Raw genomic sequence first — 22,108 nt, 5'->3', positions numbered from 1 at the left:
GCGCAATGGCCACCCTGCCCGCTCCAAATTCGGGCTATTAGGCCACGAACACCAGGATCATGGCGATAACGAACGCCAGCAGACCCAGAAGTTCCGCCGCGGCGAAACCGATGAACAGACGGCCCTGCTGGCCATCAGCGGCGCCCGGATTGCGCAGCGCGCCTTCGAGGAACGCGCTGAACACGTTGCCCACACCGAGGGCGGCGATGCCCGCACCGATCGCGGCCAGGCCAGCACCGAGCAGCTTTGCGGCTTCTGCGTCCATGTCGTAAACTCCTTTGTTAAATCAGATGAAAGTTGAACAAATCAGGCGAAACTTGAAACCTTAGTGCAGGTTCTCGGCATCGTTCAGATAGACCGAGGTCAGCAGTGCGAACACATAGGCCTGGATGACCGCGACCAGCATTTCCAGCGCGCTGATGCCGATCATCAGGATGAAGCTGGCGGTGCCGACGGTCAGGCCCAAGGCCGGCGAGGCGTTGGCGCTGTTGATGACGAAGCCTGCGAGCACCTTCAGCAGCACGTGGCCAGCGGTCATCGCGACGAACAGTCGCAGGCCAAGGCTGAACGGACGCACCATGAAGGAGACGAGTTCGATGAAGAAGAGCGGCACCACCATCGCGATCGGCGTGCCGTGCGGCACGAACAGCGAGAAGAAGTGGAAACCATGCTTCCAGAAGCCGACGATCAGCACGATCGAGAAGCTCATGATCGCCAGCACGCCGGTTGCGGTGAAGTGGCTGGTGAAGGTGAAGGGGTGCATCCCGATCAGCCCCAGCGGCAACAGGCCCAGCAGGTTGGCGAGCAGGATGAACATGAAGAGCGAGAAGACATAAGGAATGTACTTCCGGCCCTTTTCACCGATATTGGCGATCAGCAGGTTCTTGATGAAGCCGGTCATATATTCGACCGCCATCTGCCAGCGACCGGGGACCAGTTCGCGCTTCATGCCGCCGATCACGAAGATCCACAGCACTACAGCAGCCAGCACCATATAGAGCGCGCTGTTGGTGAAGGCGATGTTGAAACCGCCGAGCGACAGGTGATCCGTACCGAACAGAGGTTCGATCGCAAACTGGTGCATCGGATCGATTTTGCCGGATTCTGCCACTTGGACCCCTGTTGCCGTCTAGCATTCGGACTAAGAGCGAAGCGGCCTTATTGTTCGGGCGGCTTCGTCGTCGTCAATCTGATGATATTCCTGAAGGCCGCCACGATCCCAAGACCGAGGAACACCAGCAGGAGCCAGGGTGTCGTGTTGAACCACCGGTCAAGAACCCAGCCGATCAACGCGCCACCGACAAGACCACCGATCAGTTCCGCCAGCACCCGGTTCCCCAACCGCGACCCATCGTCCGCAGCCTGTTCCGTGGCACCTTGCCTGACCTTTTCGACATGCTCGGCCTTCGCGATCCGCTCCTCCAAGGAAGCGATCCGCGAGTCCTCGCCCGCCTGGTCCTGTCCGGGTGTATCCGTGGCCATGCATCTCCTCCATCAGACCTTACAGCCTGTGGTGGTTGGCATGGCGCTTGCGGCTGCACCCGTCAAGGCGAGGCCCCTCTAGGAAGGGTTGGTCGGAGTGTCAACCCCGACAAAAGCCACGGAAATCGGCCTTTTGGACAATAGGCGCCGGCGCCTTGCGTTTCTCTATTTTCCTATTTAGCTAAATGAGAATGGACAAGATCTTCAAGGCGCTGGCGTCCGAACCACGCCGCCGCATCCTGCACTATCTGGCCGCCGAACCGATGACGGTGGGAGAGATTGCCGACAATTTCGAAATGGCGATGCCGTCCATTTCGCGGCATCTGGCGGTGCTGAAGGAAGCCGGCCTGGTGCGCGAACAGAAGCGCGGCCAATATGTCATCTACGCGCTGGTGCCAGAGCAACTGACCGGGCAACTCTATGATTTCCTGACACCCTTTTGCGATCAGGCGCGGGAGATTGCGGAAGCAAGGCCGCGGCGGCGTGGGCGGGAGTGAGGTGGCGGGTGGCGAGCGGACTGTCTGCGTATGGAAGCCGTAGGAGCACTTTCCGCCTTCTAAGAAACAATCAATAAGCCATCGCTATCTTCCAAAGTGGGCGATGCTATGTTGTTGAATATCCACCACTCGGCTGCCCCAGGCCGCTTACCATCTGTGTCACTGCGACACAGCATTAGACGGTCATCCATCGAAAACCACCTTTCGCGTGCGGTTCTCTGGCCAGCCCAAACGGGCTTGGATTTAGCTAAAGCTAGAAGCCCTGCAGCGTCGTCTGGCGGACGACGGAGCTTCCACTGATGCCTTTGCTCTCCTCCGCAGCCATAAGACGAACTTGTCGTCGCATGCGAACATCCTGAGAGTAATATGATTAAGGGTAAGAGCCATGTCCGCATTCGATCGTTTTCCCATTGCTCTTAAACGTCCGCAAGTGATCTTGAGAGCCCTTTTTACCGTCATGCCAGCGAAGGCTAGCATCTCAGGCGGCGGCGCCAAACAGTGCAGCACGGCGCTTATCCAACCCTATCCCGCCATCGCCTGAGACCCCAGCGTTGGCCTTTGGCCGCCCTTCGGGTCGCTGGGGTGACGAAACCGAGCAAGAGACAAAAAAGCGCGGCGCCCTAAATCCGCACCTGACATTTCTTCCAAAATAGGAATGCCAAAATACCAAAGCCAGCCAATGTCGAAAACAATGACGCGAGCCAAAGGTCCGGCATCTCGATCGTGCCCAGTTCCGCCAGGAAAATCGCTGTCGTCAGGGACAGGCTGAACCCAGCCGCCTTCCTGGTGGAAACGAAAAACTTGAAAATTTTGTAGATGGCAGCCCCAACGGCAATCATCACGATAGGACGTGACACTACGGCTAAAATTTCTGGAAGCTGGGTCATCGCCTATATCCGTGGAGCATTCTCATCACAGGTGACAGCGCTCCGCGCCTCGCTCAACACAAAAAAAGCGCGGTGACAGTGCCACCGCGCCTTCAGTACCTGCAATCACGCCCGGCGTTCAGCCCGCCGTCGCGCAATAGGATGGCAGCGAAATCGCCCCTGCCCCCTTGGTCTGCCACGCGCCCGCGCCGATGCGATAGGCCTGGCCCTGCTTCAGGCGGGTGAGCGTCTGGCAAGCGGTGGCGGCGGCCATGTCCTGCACGGTCACGCCGCGCTGGCCGGCCAACTGGGTATAGGCGGCGCGGCGCTTGATATTGATCGATTCGACTTCGGAGCGGATATCGGCGCCGACCGTGCCGGCGATGCCGAGATAGCCGTCGGCCTGTTCGCCCACGGTGCCCGCGCTCATCGCAGCGGCGACGGCGCCCGACTGTGCCATGACCGGCCCGGCGACAGCCAGGCCCAGCGCGGCGACAACAAAGAACATCTTGCGTGTCATTGCGGGAACAACTCCGGATTATTCTGAATGAGGTCCTGGGCGTCGCGTTGCAGCTTCACCACAACCTCCTGCTGCACCTTCACATTCAGGTTGATTTCGATCGGCTTGTCCGGGGCCTTCACCTGGATGCAGCCCCCCAGCGCAAGACCGGCGAAACCGGCCGTCATGATTGCTCGTATCTTCATTTCGGCTCCCCGTTTATCGCCTTTTCGCTTTCCGCAGGCTGAACCGCAAGATTTTGTTGCGTACCCGTGCGCATTTCGCCCTGCACCTTGTCGCCGATGCTGTTCTGGATCAGTTGCGACGGGTCGATGAAGGACTGGGCCGTGCCCATCAGCCCCCGGAACGGCGCGGAAATGCGCACGTTGAAGATGAAGGGCAGACCGATGAAGCTGCGCGAAATGCCGGTCGGCGCATCGCCCAGCTTGCCCCGGTTCACGCCGTTGAAGACGACATTCGTCACCATCTCGCCATCCAGCGCACCGTCCATCAATATGGTCAGGCATTTATATTGCAAATCTTTGAGCGCGTCGAAGGCCATCTTGCCCATGACGCCGACCTGTTCGTTAGAGACGGGACCGATATAGGAAAGCACGCCCGACTGGCGCGTGGGATCGCAGGGGATCACCGGCAGCACGCCTTCGGGCATGATCAGCGGAGGCATGCCCTGTTGCCGGGCGACCAGCACGCCACCGGCGACTCGCCCGCCCTTTGCATTGAAGATCAGCGGCATGATGCCGTCGAACGTGCCGGTCGCCGACACATTGTCCAGTTCCATCGCCTGAATGAAGGCACCCGCGTCCAGACCGATCACCCGGAAGGTCAGATAGCGGTCGACATCGGCGGAAAAATCCATCGTCGTCGGCAGCAATTCCAGCTTTCCACCGGAAAAGGGCCATCCGCCCCCTTCAATCCGCACCTTCTGCCCCGCTTCCAGCCGGTAACGGACCGTGCCGTCATGCACCTCCACACCCGGATTGACGGAGCGGATCGTCACTTGCTGACCGGGCGCAGTGACCATGTTGATAAGGTCGGTGAAGTGGATTTCGCCCGACAGCCCCTCCACCGGACCGAAGGCGGCGGCGAGATTGGCATTGTCGGTGCGGAAGGTGCCGCTGCTGGTGACGGTGGAGCCGGTCCAGTCGATTCGACCCTGCCCGGCGACGGTGGCGTTCACATTGGCGACCACGCCCATCGCCAGCGGCGTGATCTGCTCTGGCTGGAGGCTGGCGTTGAACCGCAAGTCCGGCACGGTCAGGTCGGCATGCCCCTTCCCGCTGGACAGATCATGCGCGATGTCCAGCTTCGCCACGGCCGCGTCGCCCTGCGGCGCCGTCAGCGTCCCGGTGGCGGCGATGCGGCCATCCTTCAGCGTCAGGGCGAAATCGGGCACGGGCATGGGATGGAAGCGGGCCGTCGCCTGCGCATCGCGCACGGTCATCGCCGCCTTGAAGCTCAGCGCGCCGCTGGCGAAGCGCCAGTCGCCCACGCCCTGCTCCACGATCAGCGGCACAGTGCCGATCTGCCCGCCCGCGCCGCTGACCTTACCGCCAAAGCCGCTGGCGATCATCGCCCCGTCCAGCGTCGCGGCGGACAGGCGCACCGGCGCGTCCTGCGGGCCGATCGCCAGCGCGGCATTGGTCATGGCAAAGCCGGTCTTGCCCAGCCGCACCTGCGCCTGATCGGCGGTCAGGTGCATCAGGCTGTCACCGCTCCGCCCGGTCAGCGCCAGATCGCGGATCGCCGCCCCGCCGCTGACACCGGACGGACCGGTAGCGATCATCGCGCCGCCGTCCACCGGGCACAGGGTCTGGCGCGTCTGGCCGAGCGCGAAATTGCCATAGCGCGCCTCCACCAGCGAAAGCGGTACGCAGCCCGGATTGATCGCGATTGCGCCATTGGCGGCGATCCGCCCTTCGACCGGCAGGCTGAGGCCGCGCACATGGCCATCGGGCAAAGGCCCGTCCAGCCGCACCGCCGTTGTCGCGAACCGGGTCGCGCCGTTACGATCAGCGGTAAAGCGCACCGTATCGAGCGCCAGCCGCGCGTCTCCCGCCGCATAGGGATCGACGAATAATTGCCCGCCAAAGCCGCCGCCCGGCCGCCGCGCCAGCTTGAGCGCGGCGCGAGGCAGGCCACCGCCATCCGTCGTCACCGCGCCATCCAGTGCCCAGTCTATCGCCGCGGCCTTGCCCGGCCAAGTCAGGGCCAACCGGCTGTCGGCGCCCAGACCAATGCGCGCACCACTCCTCGCCTCCAGCCCGCCATCGGTGATGACAAGACTGCCGCCGCCCGTCTTCTGAACCAGCGCGAAGCGGGTTTGCAGCCGGTTATGGGCGCCCGCCTTATCCACCGCATCGGCCAGTTTTGCGGCAAGTGGTGCGACCGGCGTTCCGGCAGCCGAAGCACGCAGCCCGGCCAGCGGATCGCGCCCGGCCAGATGCAGATCCTGCCCGGCAATCTGCCCCTTCAGGCTGGCGCCGTCCTTGCCGACCGACCAGTCGCCGGTCAGCGCGGCGTCGCGCAACAGCGCGCCCTGCCCCGTCAGCGCCCGCGCACCCATCCGGACGCGCCCGGCTGTCCGCTGCGCCGTGCCGTCAAAATCGATCCGCCCATCCGGCGACGCCAGCACCAGACCGCTGCCCTTTAGCGCCTGTCCCGACAGGTCGACATGGCCGGTCCAGCGTTCGAGCGCCTTGCCCAGCGTCAGGTCCACGACCGCCCTGGGCCGGGCAATCGCAGCGCCAGCGCTGCGGCAGGCCATCGCATCGGCGCTGATCGGCCCGCTCAGATGCGGTTGCCCCTGTTGCATGGCGATGGCGACCATCGCCCGCGCCATGGTGAGGCCGCATCCGGGCAGCGCGGCGCGCGGCATGGCGGCGGCGAGCCGTCCATGGAAACCGGACTGGAGATTGCCGCTGCCGTCCAGTTGCATGCCCACGCGCCCGGCATCGGTATCCAGCGTCATGCGCGCGTCGGCCAGCGAGACCAATATGTCGGGCAGGCTGAACGGCGCGGTCGAATCGGGATCGCGAAACTTGTCCAGTTCGCCCAGTCGCAGCACATCGTCGCGATAGGAGCCGCGCAGCCGCACGCCGCTGGCCCGCACCGCCGCCACTTGCGGCGTCAATCCGGCAAAGGCGATGTCCACCTCCACCCAGCGGGCGGTCAGATCCGGCCGGGCGGGATCGCCCAGCACGATATTTTCGATCCGCTGGGTGCGAAAGCCGACATCAACCAGATCATAATTGGCCTGAACGCCCCGCCGGTTGAGTTCGCGGCTGACGAAATTCTCGGCAATCGGCGCGCGCTGCGTCCACAGGCCGACCAGCACCAGCGCCAATGACCCCGTGCCCACGCCCAGCCAGCGCAACCATGCCCGGCGAACCGTGTCTTCGCCGTCCTGTTCTTCCATGCCTATGGCCAACCCCGGCTTACTGCGACGCATCCGTCCGTAACGGGACCATAACGTCCTGCACGGCGGAAATATCCTTTTAAATATCCTTGCCCCGCGATTCCGCAACGCATAGCCTTTCAAACACCGCAACGGGGGGCGTGGATTTGGCCGACGAGGATGCAAAAGCCACGCATGACGGCGCGGGCCACCGCGCCCGCTTGCGCCAGAAACTGGCCGAGACTGGCGGCGTTGGGCTGCATGATCATGAACTGATCGAATATCTGCTGGCGCTGGCCATCCCCCGCCGCGACACCAAGCCGCTGGCCAAGGAATTGCTGCGCAGCTTCGGCGGGATCGGCGGCCTGATGAGCGCGGACTGGCAGGCGATCGCCCGTGTGCCCGGCATGGGCGACACCAGCGTCGCCGCGATCAAGATCGTGCAGGCGACCGCGCTGCGCCTGCTGCGCAACGAAGTCGCCGCGCGCCCGGTGCTGGCAAGCTGGCAGGCGCTGCTCGACTATCTGCGGGCGGACATGGCCTATCTGGGGGTGGAACGGGTGCGCGTACTACACCTGAACAGCCGCAACATGCTGATCCGCGACGATCATATGGGCGTCGGATCGATCGATCAGGCCGCCATCTATGTGCGGGAAGTCATCAAACGCGCGATGGAACTGGGATCGGCGGCTTTGATATTGGTCCACAATCATCCATCGGGAGATCCCTCCCCCAGTCGGCAGGATATCGACATCACCCGGCAGATCATCGACGCCGGCAAGCGTCTGGGCATCGCGGTGCACGATCATATCATCATCGCCGCGAGCGGACACAGCAGCCTGCGGGCGCAGGGGTTGCTATAGTGAGTCCCGTTTCGGACCGGTGGCAAGCGAGCATGATGGTTAAGGGCTGGAAACCATTACCGGATACGGTAAATGAAGGACGATGCAGCGCCTGCCTTTCTCTCTTCTCATCCTGTCCTCCGGTTCGCTGATGCTGGCCGGTTGCATTCCCCATCAGGCTGATCGCGCCCAACCCGCGCCATCCTACACCCCGCCGCCCCGGATGGACGGGGACGCTTCCAGCGTGAAGCTGGCCGAACCCGAGCCGGTCTGGACCGCGCAGCAGGTCGTCGCCAATGCCCGGCCGGTGTCGGCCTCCACCTATGTCGTCCAGCCCGGCGATACGCTGCGTGGCGTAGGCAATCGCACCGGCGCCGGGTCCGAAGCGATCGCGCGGGCCAATGGCTTGACCGCGCCCTATATGCTGCGCGCGGGGCAAAGGCTGGCCATCCCCGGCGGCCGCTATCATCTGGTGGCGGAGGGCGAGACGGGCATCGCGATCGCTTCCGCCTATGGCGTGCCATGGCGGCAGATTGTCGACGCGAACGGGCTGGAGGAACCCTATGTGCTGCGGCGCGGCCAGCGCCTGCTGCTGCCCGGTGCCAGCGCCACCCCATCCCCAGCCGTGCCGCCGAGCATGGAACGACGCGCCGCCGCCTTCCGCATCGATATTGATGATGTGCTGACCGGCGGCCAGCCCGCCATCGCCGACAATACGCCCCATCTGGCGGCATCGACCGGCACCAAACCGCTGCCGACCAACGTCCCCATCGCCCAACCCGCCCGCTTCGCCGGCAGCTTCGCCTGGCCGGTCAAGGGCATGATCCTGTCCCGCTTCGGCCCCGGCGAAAGCGGCGCGAAGAATAATGGCATCGATATTGCGGCGCCGGTGGGCACGCCGATCCGCGCGTCGGCCGACGGCGTCGTCGCCTATGCCGGAGATAAGGTAGCGGTGTTCGGCGGGCTGGTGCTGATCAACCATGGCGGCGGCTGGGTCAGCGCCTATGGCCATGCCAGCCGTGTCGATGTCGTGCGCGGGCAAAAGATCAGCAAGGGACAGGTCATCGGCCTGACCGGCGACACCGGCTATGCCAGCAAGCCCAAGCTGCATTTCGAACTGCGCAAGGACCGCGTGCCGGTGAACCCCATAGGCCAGCTTCCCCCGGCATGAGGATCGACCGGCCGCCCGCCTCCTCCCCCACGGCCGGGTTCCTGCGGCGGCGATCCGGCCTGCCGATCTGGGCGGACCTGACATGGCGCGTGGCGCTGGTGTTCGGGCTGATCGGCGTGGTGCTGGCGCTCCACTGGTTCGGGCGCGACGGGCTGAAGGACAATTATGACAATCAGATCAGTTTCATCGATGTCCTCTATTTTACCACGGTAACCGTCACCACGGTCGGCTATGGCGATATCGTGCCGGTCACGCCCGAAGCGCGGCTGTTCGAATCGATTTTCGTGACGCCGATCCGGCTGTTCGTCTGGCTGATCTTCCTTGGCACGGCCTATAATCTCTTTTTCCGCAACATCCTCTACAGGTGGCGCATGGCGCGTATTCAGGCAGACCTGCATAATCACATCATCGTCACCGGTTTCGGCACCAGCGGGCAGGAAGCGGTAAACGAACTGCTGGCGCGCGGCGTAGACCCGCGCGAGATCGTCGTGATCGACGGCAGCGAAAAGGCGCTGGCGCTGGCCGAAGCGCAGGGCTGCAATATATTATGCGGCGATTCCACCCGCGACCGCACGCTGAAGGACGTGGCCATCCACCGCGCCCGCAGCATGATCGTGTCGGCCGGGCGCGACGACACGTCGATCCTAATCACGCTCACTGCCCGCCACCTCGCCCCGCGCCTGCCGATCAGCATCGTCGTGCGGAACGAGGATAATGAACTGCCCGCACGGCAGGCGGGCGCGACCACGGTGATCAACCCGGTCAGTTTCGCCGGCCTGCTGCTGGCGGGCAGCACCAGCGGCCGGCATATCGCCGATTATATGGCCGATCTGGCGGCGTCGGGCGGGCGTGTGAAGCTGAACGAACGCCCTGTCCTGCCGCAGGAAATAGGCAGCCCCTTGTCCGCCATCCGCACCGGCCTCGGCGTGCGCATCTATCGCGAGGACCGGCCGATCGGCTTCTGGGAGGACGCGGCGCAAAGGCTCCAGACCGGCGACTGCATCATCGAAATCGTGGACGAAGGACAGGATCGGAAGGCGCCCGCCGACGAATAGAGCATCAGCAGAGACGGATCGTTCGCGTTTGTTGCGAACCGGCAACATATTGCAAAATTCGCGCTACATTCACCCCGCCCCGATTGCCTTGCTGTAGTAGAACGGAAACACTCCCCTCACCGGTCTTATAGAGGGGTGTAACATGCGCTTTAAAAGTGCCTTGCAATGTGGCGTCGTCCTGTCGGTCGTCGCCTGGACCATTCCCGCCTTTGCCCAAGTCGAACCACAGGCCGACGATGGCACCGCCATCATCGTCACCGGTTCCCGCATCCGCCAGAATCCGCTGGAACAGGACAAGCCGATCGTGACGGTCGACCAGCAGGCGATCGCCCGCACCGGCCTGACCTCGATCGCCGATGTGCTGCAACGCATCCCCAGCGCGGCCGGCGGCCTCAATACCAAGACCAACAATGCCGGCAATATCGGCGGCCCGCCCGACGGTACCGGCGTCAGCTCCGGCTCGGCCGAAATCGACCTTCGCTATCTCGGCGCCAAGCGGACGCTCGTGCTGGTCGATGGCATGCGTTACGTCAACGGATCGGCAGCGGGCGGCATCCCGGCCTCGGTCGACCTCAACACCATCCCGCAAAGCATGATCGAGCGGGTGGAAGTGCTGCAATCGGGCGCCTCCCCACTTTATGGTTCGGATGCGGTGGCGGGCGTGGTGAACATCATCACCCGCCAGTCGCAAAAGGGCCTCGACATGTCGGCCCAGTTCGGCACCTTCCGTCAGGGCGACGGGCATACCTATGACATCAATGCCAGCTACGGCATTCAGGCAGATCGCGTATCGATCGTCTTCGGCGGCAATTATGTGAAGCAGGAAGGGGTCAGCACGGCCGACCGCTCCATCTCGCAATGGCCCGCCGCAGGCGGCAGCAGTTGCGCCGATGGCGGCTGTTCCAGCGCCACACCCAATGGCCGTTACGACGTGCTGGGCCGCAGCCTGACGCTCAGTAATCCGATCATCGGTCGCGCACCGGTGGAGGGCGACTATCGCGCCTATAATAGCTCGACCGACTCCTTCAATTTCGCGCCCTATAATTATCTGCTGACGCCTTCCGAACGCTATGGCGCCTTCCTGAACGGCAAGTTCGAATTTTCCGACGCGGTCAGCTTGCGCACCCGACTGGTCTATCAGCATCGTGAATCGACCACGCAGGCGGCGTTCCTTCCGCTGTTCATCGGGCCGGATGCGGGCAACGGCAATCTGCTCGACACCATTTCGGTTCATTCCACCAATCCCTACAACCCGTTCGGCGTCACCCTGTCGTCCGGCGCGGACGGCAACGAGGCCAATTATTCGACCATCCGTCGCCGCTTCGTGGAGGGCGGGCCGCGCATCTTCAGCCAGGAAGTCGACACGCTGACCATGGCGGCCACGCTGGAGGGCACATTCGATGTCGGCGAGCATAAATGGTATTGGGACGTCAACGGCAGCTATGGCACCAACAATGCGCACCAGACCTTCACCGGCAACCTGAATGCCGCAAAGCTGGCGCAGGCGCTCGGCCCGGTCGCAGACTGCACCGGCGCCTGCGTGCCGTTCAACATCTTCGGCGGCGCTGGCTCCATCACCCAGGCGATGCTCGACTATGTGACCTTTGACGAGCGCGACCGCAGCGAACAGGAATTGTGGGACGTCACCGCCAACCTGTCGGGCGACCTGTTCGACCTGCCGGCCGGTGCCGTGGGCTTCGCGATCGGCTATGAACATCGCGACCAGCAGGCGTCCTACACGCCCGATCCGATCATCACCGCGGGCCTGGGTGCGGACGTGCCGACCAGTCCTGCGCGCGGCGGCTTCAATGTCGATGAAGTCTATGGCGAAATTCGCATCCCCATCCTGGCCAATACGCCCTTCTTCCAGAAGCTGGAGCTGGACGGCGCGGTGCGCCATTCCAATTACAGCAGCTTCGGCAGCAACACGACTTACACCGTGTCGGGCCTGTGGAAGCCGACCCGTGACCTGTTGCTACGCGGCGGTTATGCCGAAAGCCTGCGCGCGCCCAGCATCGGCGAACTCTATGCCGGCCGCTCCCGCACCGACGCGACGATCAACGATCCCTGCACCAACGTACCGGGCAGCGCCTGGCAGACCAATGCCACCGTGCGGGCGAATTGTATCGCCAATGGCGTACCAGACACCGGCAGCTATGCCGAACCGCAGGGCGGCCAGCTCGGCGTCTTCTCGCAGGGCTTTACCGGCCTGAAGCCGGAAACGTCCAAGACCTGGACAGCGGGCGGCGTCTACAGCCCCGCCTGGGCGCGCGACAGTTTCGCCAGCCAGTTCAGCATCGAGGTCAATTATTACACCATCACGCTGAAGAACGCGATCGACTCGGTGCCCGCCTCGCTCACGCTGCAACGCTGCGCGTTCGAGGCTGATCCGATCAGTTGCGCTGCGATCACCCGTACCGGCAGCGGCGCGGTGGCGGGCATCAACGGCGTACTGCAAAACCTCAACGCGATCGAAACCGACGGGATCGACGGCACGCTGAACTATCGGTCGAAGATGGTCGGCAACGGATCGATCGGCCTGAACGTCAACGCCGCCTATCTGCTGAAGTACAACATCAAGCCGCCAGCCGATCTGGGCGCGCCGACGATCAAGTGCGCTGGCACGGAACGTTGCGGATCGAGCGATCAGGCCTATCCCCACTTCAAGGCGAATGCGACGCTGGACTATTCGACCGAAGGCTATGGCCTGTCCTTCACCGGCCGCTATCTGAGCAAAGTCACCGAGGGCGATGGCAATGTCATGAAGGCGACCTTCTATGGCGACATTCAGGCCTATTTCTCGCCCGACTGGATGGACCACCGCGCGCGCTTCACGCTGGGCGTCAACAATCTGTTCAATCAGGACCCGCCGCTGTGCGGCACCTGTGACGGCGCGAACTTCGATACGACCAGCTATGATGTGCCGGGCCAGTTCGGTTATCTGCGCCTGTCCTATAAAATGTAAGCGATCCAGTCGCTTATCGAATGGAAGGGCGCGCTATCAAAGCGCGCCCTTTTTCTTTGCGACCAACATGCATGACGCCCCCGTGACATTTGGCGCAAAAATCCCTATGTGCGCGGCGATCATGGCAACCAAAATCCCAGACGCGCCGAAAATCGGCATGGTTTCGCTCGGCTGTCCCAAGAATCTGGTCGACTCCGAACGTATCCTGACCAAGCTGCGGTCCGACGGCTATCAGATGTCCGCCGACTATGCCGGCGCCGACGTCGTGCTGGTCAACACCTGCGGCTTCCTCGATTCCGCCAAGGAAGAATCGCTGGAGGCTATCGGCGAGGCGATGGCGGAGAATGGTCGCGTCATCGTGACCGGCTGCATGGGTGACGAGGCGGACGTGATCCGCGCGAAATTCCCGCAGGTGCTGGCCGTCACCGGCGCGCATCAATATGAGCAGGTGGTCAATGCGGTGCATGACGCATCGCCGCCCATCCCCAACGCCTTCATCGACCTGGTCCCCGAAGGCGGGCTGAAGCTGACGCCGCGCCATTACAGCTATCTCAAGATTTCGGAAGGCTGCAACCATCGCTGCTCCTTCTGCATCATCCCCTCGATCCGGGGCGACCTGGTGTCGCGCCGGATCGACGCGGTGCTGCGCGAGGCGGAGAAGCTGGTCGCGGCCGGCACCAAGGAATTGCTGGTCATCAGCCAGGATACGTCGGCCTATGGCGTCGATACCCGGCATGATCCGCGCATGTGGAAGGGCCGCGAAGTGCGCGCGCACATGACCGACATGGCGCGCGAACTGGGCCAGTTGCGCACCGCCGATGGCAAGGCGCCATGGGTACGGCTCCACTATGTCTATCCCTATCCCCATGTCGATCAGGTCATCCCGCTGATGGCCGACGGGCTGCTGACGCCCTATCTCGACATTCCCTTCCAGCATGCTTCGCCGTCAGTGCTGAAGGCCATGAAGCGCCCCGCCAACGAAGCCAAGGTGCTGGACCGCATCCGCAAATGGCGCGACATCTGCCCCGATATCGCGATCCGCTCCAGCTTCGTCGTCGGCTTCCCCGGCGAGACGGAAGCAGATTTCCAATATCTGCTCGACTGGCTGGAAGAAGCGCAGCTCGACCGCGTGGGCGCCTTCCGCTTCGAACCGGTTGAGGGCGCGCCTGCCAACGCCTTGCCGGGCGCCGTGCCCGAAGAGGTCAAGGAAGAACGCTATCAGCGGATCATGGAAAAGACCGCCGCAATCAGCGCCGCCAAGTTGCAGGCGAAGATCGGCCGCGTCCTGCCCGTCATCCTCGATGAGGTCGGCGAGCCGGACGAGGAAGATGGCAGCATCGGCGCCACCGCCCGCAGTCAGGCCGACGCGCCGGAAATCGACGGCAATGTCTTCCTGCGCGATGTCGGCGAAGGGCGCCAGGCCGGCGACATATTCGACGTGCTGATCGAGGACGCCGACGATCATGATCTGTACGGCGTGCCGGCTTAAAGCCAATGGGCTCCTGGGAAAGCAGGAGCCCAGTTCCGCCGTTTCAACTGGACTCCTGCTTTCTCAGGAGAACGGCTTCACTTGCCCGCAAACCCGTCCTGATATTCGGTCTTGATCGCCTTGCGCATCGCCGCGTCTACGGGCAGCGCCACGTCATAGCTGCCCTCCGCATAGGGGCCGGCGCTATAGGGGCCAACCACCACGGTCATGGCATCAATCAGCTTTCCATCACTGGACGTCGGCACGATAACCTCGGCCATCGGATCGATACATTGGGTGAAGGGATCGTCCCCCCGCACCACCGGCGCACCGCGCTTGTCGGCGCGTTGGCGATCCAGTTCCTTGCAAAAAGGCTCGCGGATCGCGGCGGCGAAGGCGGCAGGCGTCGTCATCAGCGCCTTGACGCTGGTTTCGCGATGGCGGGCCTTGTCCCACAGCACGACATCATAACCGGTCATGCCATGCGCACCGCCGGTATAGACATAGGTTTGGGATTCGAGCGACAGGAAGCGCGGCGTGTCCGCCTCGACATTCCATTGGCTGTCCAGACTGTGCGCGCGGAACGGAAAGCCCGACTTTTTCGCCGCCGCACTGTCGTCTTTCGCCATTTTCAGCGCATCGGCTTTGGCAGAGGCGGCTTCCTTGCCGAACTTGTCGACCAGTGCCGGAATCCCAGCCGCCTGCGCCGGATAGGCATAGGCGAATTCCAGAAAATCATTCTTCTCCGCCAAAGCGAAAGCCTTGGCGGGCGGCGGAGGCTGAGGCGTGCCTGACATCCTGTCGGCATAGCGGGATGCCGCCGCATTGGCGGAGGCATTCCCGGTCTGCTGTTCCGATGATGGCGAACAGGCGGCGAGCGAAAGCAGCGCCGCGAAACCCAGCCCCCCGTTCCGCATCAGTGCGCCTGCGCCGCGCGGCAACGTTCGCCCACAGCCTTTCGCGCATAGTCGCTGTCCATCGCCCGGCCCGCATTGGACCAGCCCTCGGCGATCAGCGCCTGTTGCACGGCATTGCTATTGTCATATTGCCCGGTTTCCGCGAGCGCATAGGCCCGCGCGCGCGCCGCCTGAAGACTGCGGTCGTCACCATATAGCATCATCCATCTCCTTCTCTTTTATCTGCCTTGGAATCTAGGCCTCTATGGTCGGTTTCGCAAAGGAAGAATGGCCCGGTCGTGCGATGCGCGCGATGAATTTTGCCCTTCCCTTCGCCAACCGCTTTCCCCTACACCCGCGCCATGACCGACCTTGCCGACCTTCTCAAAGCAGACAACCAGCAGCCCGCCCGTTCGATCCATCTGATTGATGCGAAAGGCTTCGATACCTGGCTTGCCGCCCAGCCGACGCCGGCACGCGCCATCGTCGCCGCGCAGAAGTTCCGGGGCAAGGCCGGGGAGCAGGCGATCCTGCCCGACAGCGGCGCGGACGACTGGTCCGTCGTGGCGAGCGTCGCGGACAAGAATGTACTTGGCCCCTGGTGCCTCGCGCGCCTCGCGGAGACGCTGCCCGAAGGCAGCTATCGTCTGGCGGAAGGGTCGATCGGCGCGGCGGGCCTTGGCTGGCTGACCGGCCAATATCGCTTCGATCGCTACCGCAGCGATGATGCGCCCACCGGGCCCCGCGTATTGCTGACCGGGGATGTCGCGCGGGTCGACCAGACGGTGCAACTGGCAAAGGCCGTGGCTTTGGTGCGCGACCTCGTCAACACCCCCGCGGCCGACATGGGGCCGCCCGATCTGGAAAAGGCGGCGGAAAGCATCGCCAAATCCTTCGGCGCGACCGTCACCGTCACGCGCGGCGATGCGCTGGAACAGGGCTATCCGATGATCCACGCCGTCGGCAAGGCGGCAGACAAGGCCTTCGCCCCGCGCCTCATCGAACTCAACTGGGGTGATCCCGCCCATCCGCGACTGGCGCTGGTGGGCAAGGGCATCTGCTTCGACAGCGGCGGTCTGGATATCAAGCCGTCCTCTGGCATGCGCCTGATGAAGAAGGATATGGGCGGGGCGGCCCATGCGCTGGCACTGGCGCAACTGGTGATGGCCGCGCGCCTGCCAGTGCGGCTGCATCTGCTGATCGCGGCGGCGGAAAATGCCATTAGCGGCAATGCCTTCCGCCCCGGCGACATATTGCAGACGCGAAAAGGCCTCAGCGTCGAGATCGGCAACACCGATGCCGAAGGGCGTCTGGTGCTAGGCGACGCCCTGACCCGCGCGGGCGAGGACAAGCCCGACCTGATCATCGACTTCGCGACCCTGACCGGCGCGGCGCGCGTCGCCCTCGGCCCGGACCTGCCCGCCCTCTTCGCCAATGACGAAGCGCTGGCGGCGCAGATCGCAGCTGCCGGGACCGAAGTCGAAGACCCGACCTGGCGACTGCCGCTATGGGATGGCTATGCCGACATGTTGAAATCGGACATTGCCGACATCAACAATGCGGGCGAAGGCGGCTTTGCCGGTTCGATCACCGCTGCCCTCTTCCTCAAGCGCTTCGTGCCGGACGATACGCCCTGGCTGCATCTCGACACCTTCGCCTGGCGCCCCTCCCCCCGCCCCGGTCGGCCCAAGGGGGGTGAAGCGTTGGGATTGCGCGCCGTTTTCCGTCTGTTGCAACAACGCTACGGACGCAACGGATAGTCGCCGTCCGTTACGCAACCGGATTGGGAATCATGCGTTAAGCCCGCATGAACGCCCATTCAGCCACCGATATCGAACGTCCCGGCATCCAGCCTTTGGGCCATTGGATGCGAACTCTGGTAGACTATGTCCGATCGGGCAAGCCGGACCTGACCAACCGGCAGATGGCGTTGATGATGACCGTCTATATCGGTTCCGGCCCGCATACGGTGCGCGGTCTGGCCGAAGCGCTGCATGTATCGAAGCCGGTCATCACGCGCGCGCTCAACAAGCTTTCGGCGCTCGGTTACCTCCGTCGGGAGCGCGATGCGGCGGATCGTCGTAATATTTTCATCACCCGAACCCCAAAAGGGGCGGAATTCCTTGACGCCTTTCACCATTTCATCGCAGGAACCGCGCGCGATGATAGGCATCAACACTCCCATGCGGAACGGACCGCCTGAAAGAACCCGGTTCAAACTCGACGGTCGTTCGGTAGCGCTTGACCGCCGCGTCCATGCTGCGCGCGGCGATCTGGCCGATCTGGCGCTCGCCGGCGTTCTCTTCTCCGCCCATTATGCCCGTGCGGTGGCCTTCACCTGCGTTGCGCCGGGCGCGCCCATCTTCTCCAGCACGTCGCCCACCGCCGAAGCGGTCAGCGAATTGCTGCGCGGCGAAACCTTCCATGCGCTGGACGTGACGACCGACTGGGCCTGGGGCTTTTGTGGCCATGACGGCTATGTCGGCTATATCCGGCGCGAGGCGCTAGACCTGCTGGAAACGCCGACCCACCGGATCGTCGCAAAGACGGCGCCGCTGTTCAGTGCAGCCGACATCAAGTCGCCGATCGCGGACTATTGGCCGTGCGGCGCGAGCTTCACCGGCGAGACGCAGGGCGATTTCGTCGCTTGCGCCGAAGGCTATATCCACGTTCGCCATGTCGAACCGGTCGATGCCGGTCCGGCCGACTGGGTGGCAGTGGCGCAATCCTATGTCGGGCAGCCCTATGTCTGGGGCGGGCGGGGTCATCGCGGCATCGACTGTTCCGGCCTCGTCCAGATCGCCCTCGGCCGGACCGGCACCGCCGTCCCGCGCGACACGGACCTGCAATGCGAAGGCATTGGCGCGCCGATCGAAAGCGATGCGTCGCTCCGGCGCGGCGACATCATCTTCTTTCCCGGCCATGTCGGCATCATGACCGACGGCACCACCCTGCTCCACGCCAACGCCCATTGGATGGCAGTGGTGGAAGAGCCTCTGGCAGATGTCGTCGCGCGCGTTGCCGACGCCCATATCCAGCCCATCATCGCCCGGCGGAGGCTGATGCCATGACCACGAATATCTTCATCGACGGCGGTCACGGCACCACCGGCATCGAAATCGCCGACCGGCTGGCCGGCCGTCCCGAACTGTCGCTGATTACCGTACCGGAGGAAAAGCGCCGGGACGCCGGTGCACGGCGCGACGCGCTCAATGCCGCCGACATCGTCATCCTCTGCCTGCCAGATGATGCCGCCCGCGAAGCCGTGTCCCTGATCGACAATGACACCACCCGTGTCATCGACGCATCGACCGCGCATCGCGTCGCGGATGGCTGGACCTATGGCTTCCCGGAACTGGAACCGGGCCATCGGGACGTGCTGGCGAACAGCCGCTTCGTCGCCAATCCGGGGTGCTGGCCCACCGGTTTCCTGGCGCTGGTGCGTCCGCTGGTGCTGGCAGGCCTGCTCCCTGCCGACTGGCCGGTGACGGTGTCGGGCGCGTCGGGCTATTCGGGCGGCGGCAAGGCGATGATCGCCGATTATGAGGGGGAAACCGGCGCGCCCAGCGCCTTCCTGCCCTACGGCCTCAGCCTTGGGCACAAGCATGTGCCGGAAATGACCCGCTATTCGGGCCTCGCCCATCCGCCGCTCTTCGCGCCGGCCGTCGCTAATGCCTATCGTGGCATGATCGTGGAAGTGCCGCTGCAACTGCGCGCCATGCCGGGCACGCCGTCGGTCGCCGCCATTCATGATGCGCTGGCCAGCGCCTATGCCGGATCGCCGATCGTCAGCGTTGCCTCGGCGGAAGACAGCGCCGCGATGGCCAATGTCACGCTGGAATATGTCGGCGCGACCGACCGGCTGGCCCTGTTCGTCTTCGGCAATGAAGATCGGGGTCAGGCGCGGCTGGTGGCGGCGCTCGACAATCTGGGCAAGGGCGCCGCGGGCGCCGCCGTGCAGAATCTCAACATATTGGCAGGCCTCCCCGAAACGGCGGGCCTGCGGCTGTAAAAGCCTTTAGTGGATCGTACCTAACGGCTGGTCGTGCGTCAGCAGCACGATCAGCCTTTCAATCTGCCGCCAGTGGCAGAAATGGATATGGTTGCCCTGATCCAGGCTGCGATCGGCGCGCGCCGCCGCTTCATAGCCGGCATTGGCCCCGAACAGCGCCATCAGTTCGGCAGCGTCCTCATAGGTCTTGCGACCCGACAGATATGGCACCTGCATTGCAACCCCGCTCATTGTCTTTTCGACATTTTAGTGGAAGAAACCATTCAATCCCCGTGCCATTTCAAGGCTTTGGCTCGCATGGCGGGGCACGAGGGTAAACCCTGCATTAGCCAAGTCCCATATTGACGCATCCATCCCGATACGGGGCATATCATCCCGAAATGGCGCATCGCCCGTGCCAGGACAAAGCCGCTGGCCTTCCCGCGCGGCCCATGGCAAAGCCCGATCCATGACCACGGGCAAGAAGAATCCGACCGGCGCTGGCGCGATCATCGCTTTCCTGATCCTGGGCGGCACCATCGCCGGCGGGTTTATGGGCCAGCCCAGCATCGGGCTGCTGGCGGGAACCGGGATCGGCGTTGCGATCGCCCTGCTGCTCTGGCTGCGTGAACGCGACAAATAAGCACTACAGCGCCTGCGTATCCGCCTTGCCCGGCGCTGCGCCCCGATTTAGACGGGAGCGCATGAACAAACATTTCATCGTCCTGCCACTCGTCGCTCTGGCTCTGGCCGGCGGCACCTTCCTCTATCTGGCACAGGGCGATACGGCCCAGTTGCCCGCCGGCGCCGATACGGGCAAGGAACCGGTGTTCACCGCCCCGCGCAGCGAAATGCTGCCCACGGTCAACATCGCCGAAGTGAAGCCCTGGAAGGGCAATGAGCAGCCTGTCGCGGCCCAGGGGCTGACGGTCGCCCGCTATGCCGATGGCCTCGCCCATCCCCGCTCGCTGCTGCGCCTGCCCAATGGCGACGTGCTGGTGGCCGAAACCAACAGCCCGCCCCGCCCCGAAACCGGCATCGTCAACCGGGTGATGAACTATCTGATGAACAAGGCGGGCGCCGGTGTCCCCTCCGCCAACCGTATCACTCTGCTGCGGGACGCCGATGGCGATGGCAAGGCGGAGACGAAGACCGCCTTCCTGACCGGCCTCAACTCGCCCTATGGCATGGCGCTGATCGGCGACACGCTCTATGTCGCGAACACCGACGCGCTGATGGCCTTCCCCTATAAGGAAGGCGATATCAAGATCAGCAATAAGGGCCGCAAGATCCTCGACCTCCCCACCCAGGCGCCCAATCAGCACTGGACCAAGAGCCTCGTCGCCAGCCCGCAGGGACTGCTCTATGTCGGCATCGGCTCCAACAGCAATATCGGCGACAACGGGCTGGAAGTGGAAAAGGGCCGCGCCCTCGTCCTCGAAGTCAATCCCAAGACCGGCTACAAGCGCATCTTCGCCTCCGGCTTACGTAACCCGGTGGGCCTCGCCTTCGAACCCAAGAGCGGCGAATTGTGGGGCGTGGTCAATGAACGCGACATGCTGGGCGGCGATCTCGTCCCCGACTATCTGACCCGCGTCGAATTCGGCGCCTTCTATGGCTGGCCCTGGAATTACTGGGGCGGGTATGAGGACCGCCGCGTGCAGCCGCAGCGGCCGGAAGTGCGCGAATATACCAAGCGTCCCGACTATGCGCTGGGCAACCATGTCGCCCCGCTCGGCCTGACCTTCGCCGACAAGGTGCAGCTTGGCGCGCCCTATACCGACGGCGCCTTTGTTGGCCTGCACGGCAGCTGGAACCGCAAGCCTGCCGCCGGCTACAAGGTCGTCTATGTCGGCTTTGCCGACGGAGAGGCCGGCAAGGCCAAGCCGGTGGACGTCCTGACCGGCTTCCTCGACAAGGATGGCGCCGCCCATGGCCGCCCGGTCGACGTGACCGCCGACGCCAAGGGCGCACTGCTGGTCAGCGACGATGTCGGCGGCGTCATCTGGCGCGTGACGAAGGGGAAATAATCTCAAACGTCATTGCGAGCGCAGCGAAGCAATCCATGGGCGCGCCAGTGGATTGCTTCGCTGCGCTTGCAATGACGATTATATAGTCAAACCATTCCGCCCGGCCAACTCGACCACATATTGCCAGGCCACCCGCCCGGAGCGGCTGCCGCGTTGGGTCGCCCACTGGATCGCTTCCAGCGGATCGAAGCTGAGGCCCAGCTTGCCCGCATAACCGCTGACGATCGCGACATAGGCGTCCTGATCGATCGCATGAAAACCCAGGCTCAGCCCGAAACGGTCGGACAGCGCCATCTTGTCGTCGATCACGTCGCGCGGATTGATGGGATCATCCTGCTCGGCCAGATGCCGCGGCACGATATGGCGGCGATTGGACGTCACATAGAGGCGGACATTGGCCGGCCGTGCCGCCGTCCCACCCTGAAGCAATGACCGCAAGGCGCGCGCATCGCCCACACCATCCCCGTCGAAGCCCAGATCGTCCAGAAACAGGATGAAGGGCCGCGTCGTCGCACGCAGCAGTGAAAACAGCTTGGGCAGGCTCGCCAGTTCATCGATCGCGCATTGCATCAGGGCGATATCCTGCCCTTCCGCCTGCAATTTGCCGACGACGCCCGCGACTACCGCGGACTTGCCGGTGCCGCGCGCGCCCCACAACAGCACGTCATGCGCGGCATGGCCGGCGGCATGGCGGCGGCTGTTATCCAGCAGCGCGCCCTTCTGGGCGTCGATCCCGCTCAGCAGCCCATAATCCACTGGCGCGAACGCCTCCACCGCATGAATGGCATGGCCATCCCATACATAGGCGGACGCTACGCCCAAATCGGCGGAAACGGGCGGCGGTGGGGCCAGGCGCTCCAGCGCTTCGGCGATGCGGGTCAGAAGAGCTTCGGTCATGGGCGGCGGCTTAACCGCCCCGCTGCATCTAAAC

The 22,108-nt window shown here is 63.9% G+C and carries 24 protein-coding genes; 13 read left to right on the top strand and 11 right to left on the bottom strand.

Annotation, left to right across the window (positions count from 1 at the left end):
* Positions 1-37: 37 nt before the first annotated feature.
* Genes BMY84_RS05800 through BMY84_RS05790 form a run of 3 tightly spaced genes read right to left on the bottom strand, consistent with a single transcriptional unit; the run spans position 38 to position 1,482 of the window.
* A complete protein-coding gene (locus BMY84_RS05800) occupies positions 38-265 on the bottom strand; it encodes a F0F1 ATP synthase subunit C (protein WP_006961951.1) in 228 nt (75 codons plus the stop codon).
* Between the two features lie 60 nt (positions 266-325).
* Positions 326-1,111 carry a F0F1 ATP synthase subunit A gene (locus BMY84_RS05795; protein ID WP_093018191.1) on the bottom strand — a complete coding sequence of 262 codons (786 nt, stop codon included), beginning with the start codon at positions 1,109-1,111 and terminating at the stop codon, positions 326-328.
* Between the two features lie 47 nt (positions 1,112-1,158).
* Positions 1,159-1,482: an AtpZ/AtpI family protein gene (locus tag BMY84_RS05790; RefSeq protein ID WP_093018192.1), complete on the bottom strand. Its 324-nt coding sequence runs from the start codon at positions 1,480-1,482 to the stop codon at positions 1,159-1,161.
* A 191-nt stretch (positions 1,483-1,673) separates the two neighbouring features.
* On the opposite strand from BMY84_RS05790, the gene BMY84_RS05785 reads away from it, so the two are divergent.
* Complete coding sequence (locus BMY84_RS05785) at positions 1,674-1,979, top strand: metalloregulator ArsR/SmtB family transcription factor (RefSeq protein WP_177203906.1); 306 nt, start codon at positions 1,674-1,676, stop codon at positions 1,977-1,979.
* Positions 1,980-2,364: 385 nt separating this feature from the next.
* Entirely contained in the window at positions 2,365-2,520 is a 156-nt protein-coding gene (locus BMY84_RS29650) for a hypothetical protein (protein WP_177203905.1), read from the top strand.
* Positions 2,521-2,599: 79 nt separating this feature from the next.
* On the opposite strand, the gene BMY84_RS05780 is transcribed toward BMY84_RS29650, so the two are convergent.
* The 4 genes from BMY84_RS05780 to BMY84_RS05765 all read right to left on the bottom strand — a co-directional run bounded on the left by BMY84_RS05780 (position 2,600) and on the right by BMY84_RS05765 (position 6,780).
* Entirely contained in the window at positions 2,600-2,866 is a 267-nt protein-coding gene (locus BMY84_RS05780; RefSeq protein WP_093081478.1) for a hypothetical protein, read from the bottom strand.
* 118 nt (positions 2,867-2,984) lie between these two features.
* Positions 2,985-3,365: a YdbL family protein gene (locus BMY84_RS05775; RefSeq protein WP_093081476.1), complete on the bottom strand. Its 381-nt coding sequence runs from the start codon at positions 3,363-3,365 to the stop codon at positions 2,985-2,987.
* Positions 3,362-3,550, bottom strand: a complete 189-nt coding sequence (locus tag BMY84_RS05770; RefSeq protein ID WP_093018195.1) for a YnbE family lipoprotein — start codon at positions 3,548-3,550, stop codon at positions 3,362-3,364. The genes BMY84_RS05775 and BMY84_RS05770 overlap by 4 nt, the downstream gene beginning before the upstream one ends.
* Positions 3,547-6,780 carry an intermembrane phospholipid transport protein YdbH family protein gene (locus tag BMY84_RS05765; RefSeq protein WP_093081832.1) on the bottom strand — a complete coding sequence of 1,078 codons (3,234 nt, stop codon included), beginning with the start codon at positions 6,778-6,780 and terminating at the stop codon, positions 3,547-3,549. The genes BMY84_RS05770 and BMY84_RS05765 overlap by 4 nt, the downstream gene beginning before the upstream one ends.
* Positions 6,781-6,926: 146 nt before the next feature.
* Here BMY84_RS05765 and radC point away from each other — a divergent pair, with 146 nt between their 5' ends.
* The 5 genes from radC (at position 6,927) to rimO (ending at position 14,281) form a co-directional block, all read left to right on the top strand.
* On the top strand, positions 6,927-7,622 hold the full coding sequence (gene radC, locus BMY84_RS05760) for a RadC family protein (protein ID WP_093081830.1): 696 nt from the start codon (positions 6,927-6,929) through the stop codon (positions 7,620-7,622).
* Between the two features lie 82 nt (positions 7,623-7,704).
* Positions 7,705-8,772 (top strand): LysM peptidoglycan-binding domain-containing M23 family metallopeptidase, encoded by a 1,068-nt coding sequence (locus BMY84_RS05755; protein ID WP_093081473.1) that lies wholly within the window; start codon positions 7,705-7,707, stop codon positions 8,770-8,772.
* Positions 8,769-9,827, top strand: a complete 1,059-nt coding sequence (locus BMY84_RS05750) for a potassium channel family protein (protein ID WP_093081470.1) — start codon at positions 8,769-8,771, stop codon at positions 9,825-9,827. The genes BMY84_RS05755 and BMY84_RS05750 overlap by 4 nt, the downstream gene beginning before the upstream one ends.
* Positions 9,828-9,969: 142 nt before the next feature.
* A complete protein-coding gene (locus BMY84_RS05745) occupies positions 9,970-12,792 on the top strand; it encodes a TonB-dependent receptor domain-containing protein (RefSeq protein ID WP_093081468.1) in 2,823 nt (940 codons plus the stop codon).
* Between the two features lie 106 nt (positions 12,793-12,898).
* Positions 12,899-14,281, top strand: coding sequence for a 30S ribosomal protein S12 methylthiotransferase RimO (gene rimO / locus BMY84_RS05740; RefSeq protein WP_177203920.1), 1,383 nt, complete (start codon positions 12,899-12,901; stop codon positions 14,279-14,281).
* A 77-nt stretch (positions 14,282-14,358) separates the two neighbouring features.
* Here rimO and BMY84_RS05735 read toward each other — a convergent pair whose 3' ends face one another.
* A complete protein-coding gene (locus BMY84_RS05735) occupies positions 14,359-15,177 on the bottom strand; it encodes a DUF4163 domain-containing protein (protein ID WP_093081824.1) in 819 nt (272 codons plus the stop codon).
* Positions 15,177-15,377, bottom strand: coding sequence for a hypothetical protein (locus tag BMY84_RS05730; RefSeq protein ID WP_093018368.1), 201 nt, complete (start codon positions 15,375-15,377; stop codon positions 15,177-15,179). Before BMY84_RS05730 ends, BMY84_RS05735 begins: the two co-directional genes overlap by 1 nt.
* A gap of 141 nt (positions 15,378-15,518) precedes the next feature.
* Between BMY84_RS05730 and BMY84_RS05725 the strand changes: the two genes are divergently transcribed.
* The 4 genes from BMY84_RS05725 to argC are packed head-to-tail and all read left to right on the top strand — an operon-like array spanning position 15,519 to position 19,168.
* Positions 15,519-16,916 (top strand): leucyl aminopeptidase family protein, encoded by a 1,398-nt coding sequence (locus tag BMY84_RS05725; protein WP_093081822.1) that lies wholly within the window; start codon positions 15,519-15,521, stop codon positions 16,914-16,916.
* 47 nt (positions 16,917-16,963) lie between these two features.
* Positions 16,964-17,359 (top strand): MarR family winged helix-turn-helix transcriptional regulator, encoded by a 396-nt coding sequence (locus BMY84_RS05720; RefSeq protein WP_093081465.1) that lies wholly within the window; start codon positions 16,964-16,966, stop codon positions 17,357-17,359.
* Complete coding sequence (locus BMY84_RS05715; RefSeq protein WP_093081461.1) at positions 17,319-18,227, top strand: C40 family peptidase; 909 nt, start codon at positions 17,319-17,321, stop codon at positions 18,225-18,227. The genes BMY84_RS05720 and BMY84_RS05715 overlap by 41 nt, the downstream gene beginning before the upstream one ends.
* Positions 18,224-19,168 (top strand): N-acetyl-gamma-glutamyl-phosphate reductase, encoded by a 945-nt coding sequence (gene argC, locus BMY84_RS05710; RefSeq protein WP_093081459.1) that lies wholly within the window; start codon positions 18,224-18,226, stop codon positions 19,166-19,168. Before BMY84_RS05715 ends, argC begins: the two co-directional genes overlap by 4 nt.
* Before the next feature lie 6 nt (positions 19,169-19,174).
* Here argC and BMY84_RS05705 read toward each other — a convergent pair whose 3' ends face one another.
* Positions 19,175-19,384, bottom strand: coding sequence for a hypothetical protein (locus tag BMY84_RS05705; protein ID WP_177185080.1), 210 nt, complete (start codon positions 19,382-19,384; stop codon positions 19,175-19,177).
* A 232-nt stretch (positions 19,385-19,616) separates the two neighbouring features.
* On the opposite strand from BMY84_RS05705, the gene BMY84_RS29645 reads away from it, so the two are divergent.
* Both BMY84_RS29645 and BMY84_RS05700 read left to right on the top strand, forming a co-directional pair.
* Positions 19,617-19,790, top strand: a complete 174-nt coding sequence (locus tag BMY84_RS29645; RefSeq protein WP_177203904.1) for a hypothetical protein — start codon at positions 19,617-19,619, stop codon at positions 19,788-19,790.
* 61 nt (positions 19,791-19,851) lie between these two features.
* Complete coding sequence (locus BMY84_RS05700; RefSeq protein ID WP_093081456.1) at positions 19,852-21,177, top strand: PQQ-dependent sugar dehydrogenase; 1,326 nt, start codon at positions 19,852-19,854, stop codon at positions 21,175-21,177.
* Positions 21,178-21,255: 78 nt separating this feature from the next.
* Here the strand turns inward: BMY84_RS05700 and BMY84_RS05695 are convergent, their stop codons facing one another.
* Positions 21,256-22,074, bottom strand: a complete 819-nt coding sequence (locus BMY84_RS05695; protein ID WP_093081454.1) for an ATP-binding protein — start codon at positions 22,072-22,074, stop codon at positions 21,256-21,258.
* Between the last annotated feature and the right edge of the window lie 34 nt (positions 22,075-22,108).

It is taken from the genome of Sphingobium sp. AP50 (assembly GCF_900109095.1).
Taxonomy (GTDB): Bacteria; Pseudomonadota; Alphaproteobacteria; order Sphingomonadales; family Sphingomonadaceae; genus Sphingobium.
This window is presented reverse-complemented; position numbering and strand designations above follow the sequence as displayed.

What these genes read in the sequence shown, in the direction of transcription:
- rimO (WP_177203920.1), top strand. Translation starts at nt 12,899, where the DNA reads ATGTGCGCGGCGATCATGGCAACCAAAATCCCAGACGCGCCGAAAATC.
- BMY84_RS29645 (WP_177203904.1), top strand. Translation starts at nt 19,617, where the DNA reads ATGACCACGGGCAAGAAGAATCCGACCGGCGCTGGCGCGATCATCGCT.
- BMY84_RS05750 (WP_093081470.1), top strand. Translation starts at nt 8,769, where the DNA reads ATGAGGATCGACCGGCCGCCCGCCTCCTCCCCCACGGCCGGGTTCCTG.
- BMY84_RS05800 (WP_006961951.1), bottom strand. Translation starts at nt 265, where the DNA reads ATGGACGCAGAAGCCGCAAAGCTGCTCGGTGCTGGCCTGGCCGCGATC.
- BMY84_RS05700 (WP_093081456.1), top strand. Translation starts at nt 19,852, where the DNA reads ATGAACAAACATTTCATCGTCCTGCCACTCGTCGCTCTGGCTCTGGCC.
- BMY84_RS05790 (WP_093018192.1), bottom strand. Translation starts at nt 1,482, where the DNA reads ATGGCCACGGATACACCCGGACAGGACCAGGCGGGCGAGGACTCGCGG.
- BMY84_RS05730 (WP_093018368.1), bottom strand. Translation starts at nt 15,377, where the DNA reads ATGCTATATGGTGACGACCGCAGTCTTCAGGCGGCGCGCGCGCGGGCC.
- BMY84_RS05725 (WP_093081822.1), top strand. Translation starts at nt 15,519, where the DNA reads ATGACCGACCTTGCCGACCTTCTCAAAGCAGACAACCAGCAGCCCGCC.
- BMY84_RS05695 (WP_093081454.1), bottom strand. Translation starts at nt 22,074, where the DNA reads ATGACCGAAGCTCTTCTGACCCGCATCGCCGAAGCGCTGGAGCGCCTG.
- BMY84_RS05775 (WP_093081476.1), bottom strand. Translation starts at nt 3,365, where the DNA reads ATGACACGCAAGATGTTCTTTGTTGTCGCCGCGCTGGGCCTGGCTGTC.
- argC (WP_093081459.1), top strand. Translation starts at nt 18,224, where the DNA reads ATGACCACGAATATCTTCATCGACGGCGGTCACGGCACCACCGGCATC.
- BMY84_RS05765 (WP_093081832.1), bottom strand. Translation starts at nt 6,780, where the DNA reads ATGGAAGAACAGGACGGCGAAGACACGGTTCGCCGGGCATGGTTGCGC.
- BMY84_RS05705 (WP_177185080.1), bottom strand. Translation starts at nt 19,384, where the DNA reads ATGCAGGTGCCATATCTGTCGGGTCGCAAGACCTATGAGGACGCTGCC.
- BMY84_RS05770 (WP_093018195.1), bottom strand. Translation starts at nt 3,550, where the DNA reads ATGAAGATACGAGCAATCATGACGGCCGGTTTCGCCGGTCTTGCGCTG.
- BMY84_RS05785 (WP_177203906.1), top strand. Translation starts at nt 1,674, where the DNA reads ATGGACAAGATCTTCAAGGCGCTGGCGTCCGAACCACGCCGCCGCATC.
- BMY84_RS05735 (WP_093081824.1), bottom strand. Translation starts at nt 15,177, where the DNA reads ATGCGGAACGGGGGGCTGGGTTTCGCGGCGCTGCTTTCGCTCGCCGCC.
- BMY84_RS05755 (WP_093081473.1), top strand. Translation starts at nt 7,705, where the DNA reads ATGCAGCGCCTGCCTTTCTCTCTTCTCATCCTGTCCTCCGGTTCGCTG.
- BMY84_RS05715 (WP_093081461.1), top strand. Translation starts at nt 17,319, where the DNA reads ATGATAGGCATCAACACTCCCATGCGGAACGGACCGCCTGAAAGAACC.
- BMY84_RS05720 (WP_093081465.1), top strand. Translation starts at nt 16,964, where the DNA reads ATGAACGCCCATTCAGCCACCGATATCGAACGTCCCGGCATCCAGCCT.
- BMY84_RS05780 (WP_093081478.1), bottom strand. Translation starts at nt 2,866, where the DNA reads ATGACCCAGCTTCCAGAAATTTTAGCCGTAGTGTCACGTCCTATCGTG.
- BMY84_RS29650 (WP_177203905.1), top strand. Translation starts at nt 2,365, where the DNA reads ATGTCCGCATTCGATCGTTTTCCCATTGCTCTTAAACGTCCGCAAGTG.
- BMY84_RS05745 (WP_093081468.1), top strand. Translation starts at nt 9,970, where the DNA reads ATGCGCTTTAAAAGTGCCTTGCAATGTGGCGTCGTCCTGTCGGTCGTC.